Below are 4,194 nucleotides of genomic sequence, written 5' to 3' on the forward strand. Positions count from 1 at the left end.
ACCGAGCGCACCGACTGGCCGACCACCGGCCACCCGCGCCGGGCGGGCGTGTCGTCCTTCGGGATCAGCGGCACCAACGCCCACGTCATCCTGGAACTGCCCGAGTCGGCGGAGCCGGACAAGGGGGCCGCACCCGGTCTCGTGCCGTGGGTGGTGTCCGCCAAGTCGGAGGCGGCGCTGGACGCACAGCTCGCACGGCTCACGGATGCCGAGGAACTGCCTTCAGCGGATGTGGCGTTCACGCTGGCCGGGCGGTCGGCGCTGCCGCACCGCACGGTGCTCGTCGACGGCGTGGAGGTGGCCCGAGGGGTCGCGGCCGACGGCAAGAGCGCGTTCCTGTTCTCCGGACAGGGCTCGCAACGACTGGGCATGGGGCGGGAGTTGTACGACCGCTTCCCGGTGTTTGCCCAGGCCTTCGACGAGGTGTGCGACGGGCTGGAGCTTCCGCTGCGGGACGTCGTGTGGGGCTCGGATGCGGAGCTGCTAAACCGGACGGAGTACGCCCAGGCCGGGCTGTTCGCCGTCGAGGTGGCGCTCTACCGTCTCGTCGAATCGCTCGGCGTCCGCGCCGAGTTCGTGGCGGGACACTCGATTGGCGAGGTCGCTGCGGCGCATGTGGCCGGGGTGTTCAGCCTGGCCGATGCCTGCACCCTGGTCGCCGCCCGTGGCCGGCTCATGCAGGCGCTGCCGTCCGGTGGCGCGATGCTGGCCGTACAGGCGACGGAGGACGAAGTCCTGCCACTGCTGGGTGACGTGGTGTCGATCGCCGCCGTCAACGGCCCGCGCTCGATCGTCGTCTCGGGAGCGGAGGACGCCGTCGCGGCAATCGAGGAGCACTTCGCCGACCGCCGGACCACGCGCCTGCGCGTGTCCCACGCCTTCCACTCCCCGTTGATGGACCCGATGCTGGAGGACTTCCGCGAAGTCCTCAACGGGCTGACGTACAACGCTCCTTCGATCCCGGTCGTGTCCAACCTGACCGGCGGACTGGCCGAAGGCCTCCAGGAGCCCGAGTACTGGGTGCGCCACGTCCGCGAGGCCGTCCGCTTCGCCGACGGCATCCGGACCCTCCACGGGGCCGGCGTCACCCGCTACCTCGAACTCGGCCCCGACGCCGTCCTCACCGCCCTCACGGCGGGCACGCTGCCCGAGGACGCCGACACCGTGGCCACCCCCGCGCTCCGCAAGGACCGCCCCGAGGAGGCGAGCCTCGTCCAGGCCCTCGCGAGCCTGCACGTCCACGGCGCGAAGGTCGAGTGGCGCGCGCTGCTCGCCGGAGCCGGCCGCCACCTCGCCGAGCTCCCGACCTACCCGTTCGAGCACCGCGACTACTGGCCGAGCGGCCTGCCCGCCGGCCGCGGCGCCGAGTCTGCCGGGCTCAGGAACGCCGAACACCCGTTGCTCACCGGCTCGCTGGAGCTGGCGGACAGCGACGGCCTCCTGTTCACCGGTCGCCTGTCGGCGCGCTCCCACCCGTGGGCGGCGGACCACGTCGTCATGGGCTCGGTCCTGGTGCCGGGCACGGCCCTGGTCGAGCTGGCCGTGCGCGCCGGTGACGAGGTCGGCTGCGACGTCGTCGAGGACCTGACGCTCGCCGCGCCGCTGGTCCTCCCGGGGACGGGAGCCGTTCAGCTCCAGGTGGCCGTCGGCGCGCCCGACGACGCGGGCCGCCGGTCCGTGAGCGTGCACTCGCGGCCCGGCTCGGGCGGCCTGCACCCGTGGACCCTGCACGCCAGCGGCGTGCTCGGGACAGGCGCGGCACCGGCGGCGTTCGACGCCTCGGTGTGGCCGCCGGCCGACGCCGAGCAGGTCGACCTGACCGGCCTCTACGACGGCCTGGCGGAGGCCGGGTTCGGGTACGGCCCCGCGTTCCAGGGCCTCCGGACGGTCTGGCGCCGGGGCGACGAGCTCTTCGCGGACGTCGCCCTGCCCGAGGGCGTCGAGGGCGGTGCCTACGGCCTGCACCCGGCCCTGTTCGATGCCTGCCTGCACACGCTCGCCGTGGGCGCCGGTCGTGGGGAGAGCGGCGCCGGGCAAGGCGGCGCCGGGGTGCCGTTCGCGTGGGAGGACGTCGCGCTGCACGCCTCCGGGGCGTCCGCGCTCCGGGTCCGGCTGACGCCGTCGGCGTCCGGCGGGCTGGCGCTCGCCGCGGCCGACACGGAAGGCCGGCCGGTGGCGTCGGTCGGCGCGCTCACCGTCCGGCCGATCGCCGCCGAACAGCTCGGCGCGGCCGCCCGCCCGGCGGGCCACGACGCGCTGTTCCGCCTCGACTGGGTGCCGGTGCAGATGCCCGCCGACGCGGACGTGGCGTTCGTAGCCGTCGAGCCGACCGCGCAGGCGCTGACCGAACTCGCCGCGACGTCCGACGTGCCGCCGGTGGTCCTGGCCGAACTCCCTTCCGGCGGAGCCGAGTCGGTGCACCTCACGGTGACCGCCGTCCTGGAGCTGGTCCAGACGTGGCTCGCGCAGGACGCGTTCGCCGCCTCGCGGCTGGTGTTCGTCACGCGGGGCGCGGTGTCCGGCACCGACCTCGCCGGTGCGGCGGCCTGGGGCCTCGTCCGCTCGGCGGCCTCGGAGGAGCCCGGCCGGTTCGGCCTGCTCGACCTGGCCACCGCCGAGACCCGGCTCCTGCCCGCCGCCCTCGCCGTCGACGAACCGCAACTCCTGCTGCGCGACGGCGAGTTGTCCGCGGCCCGCCTCGCACGGGCGGAGCTCGCGGCCGATGCCCCGAGCTGGCCCACCGAGGGCGCGGTGCTGATCACCGGTGGCACCGGCGGCCTGGGCCGCCTGGTGGCCCGGCACCTGGTCGCCGAGCACGGCGTGCGCAGCCTGCTCCTCGTCAGCCGCAGCGGCGCCGCCGCCGACGGCGTCGCCGAACTGGTCGCCGAACTGGCCGACCTCGGCGCCGAGACGGCCGTCGAGGCCTGCGACGTCGCCGACGGGCCCGCCGTCACCGGCCTGTTCGCCCGCCACGACGTCCGCGCGGTGGTGCACACCGCCGGCGTCCTGGACGACGGGACGATCGGCTCGCTCACGCCCGAGCGCATCGGCGCCGTCCTGCGCCCGAAGGCGGACGCCGCGTGGAACCTCCACCGGGCCGCCGAGGGCGTCGAGGCCTTCGTCCTGTTCTCCTCGGCGGCGGGAACGCTCGGCAACCCCGGCCAGGGCAACTACGCGGCCGCCAACGCGTTCCTGGACGCCCTCGCCCGCCACCGCCACTCCCTCGGCCTGCCCGCCGTCTCCCTGGCGTGGGGCCCGTGGACCGGCACCGGCGGCATGACCGGCACCCTCACCGAGGCCGAGGCCGAACGACTGGCCCGGGCCGGCATGCCGCCGCTCACGCCGGACCTCGGCCTCGCCCTGTTCGACGCGACCACGGCCGGCACGGCACCCGCCGTCCTGCCGCTGCGCCTCGACCCGGCCGCCCTGAGCCGGCGCGGCGAGGTTCCGCCGCTCCTGCGGGGCCTGGTGCGGGCGCCGGTGCGGCGCGGCTCGGCCGCGGGCGCGGACGGCGGGACGGGCGGCGGCGCCGAGTTCGTCCGGCGGCTGTCCGAACTGCCGGGCGCCGAACGGCACGAGGCGCTGCTGGAGGCGGTCCGCCGCCAGGTGGCCGCGGTCCTCGGCCACACCGACGCCTCCGGGGTGGACCCGCAGCGGGCCTTCCAGGACCTCGGCCTCGACTCCCTGACGGCGGTCGAACTGCGCAACCGCCTGGGCGCGTTGGTGGCCCTGCGGCTGCCGGCCACCCTGGTCTTCGACCACCCGACGGTGGTGGAACTGGCCGACCACCTCTTCGACCGCCTCGGCCTGCGGCCCGAACCCACCGAGGGCCCGGCCGCCCTGCTGGCCGAACTCGACCGCCTGGAGCAGGCGTTCGGCACGACGGAGGTCGACGTCTCCGACGACGAGCTGTTCGCCCAGGTCACCGCCCGTCTGGAGGTCCTGCGCACGAAGTGGCTCGCCTCCCGTACCGCCGCCTCCGAAGCCGACGCCTTCGACTTCGACTCGGCGTCGGACGACGAGATGTTCGACCTCCTGGACAACGAACTGGGCCTCTCCGACTGACCCCGGCCCGCCCGCACCCACCCCCGCGGGGGGGGGGGGGGGGGCGGGCGCGCGCGCGCGCCCCGCGCGCGGGGGGGGGGGGGGGGGGGGGGCGCGCGGGCGCGCCGAACGACGCGCCCCGCCCCCGCG

1 protein-coding gene is annotated in these 4,194 nt (G+C 76.2%); it reads left to right on the forward strand.

Annotated features, from left to right (window positions below; translation table 11 throughout):
• On the forward strand, positions 1 to 4,065 hold a 4,065-nt coding region (locus ACFV4G_RS43125), incomplete at its 5' end, for an SDR family NAD(P)-dependent oxidoreductase (RefSeq protein ID WP_380449077.1).
• Positions 4,066 to 4,194 lie beyond the last annotated feature (129 nt).

This window comes from Kitasatospora sp. NPDC059747, from assembly GCF_042732955.1.
In the GTDB taxonomy this organism is placed as follows: Bacteria; Actinomycetota; Actinomycetes; order Streptomycetales; family Streptomycetaceae; genus Kitasatospora.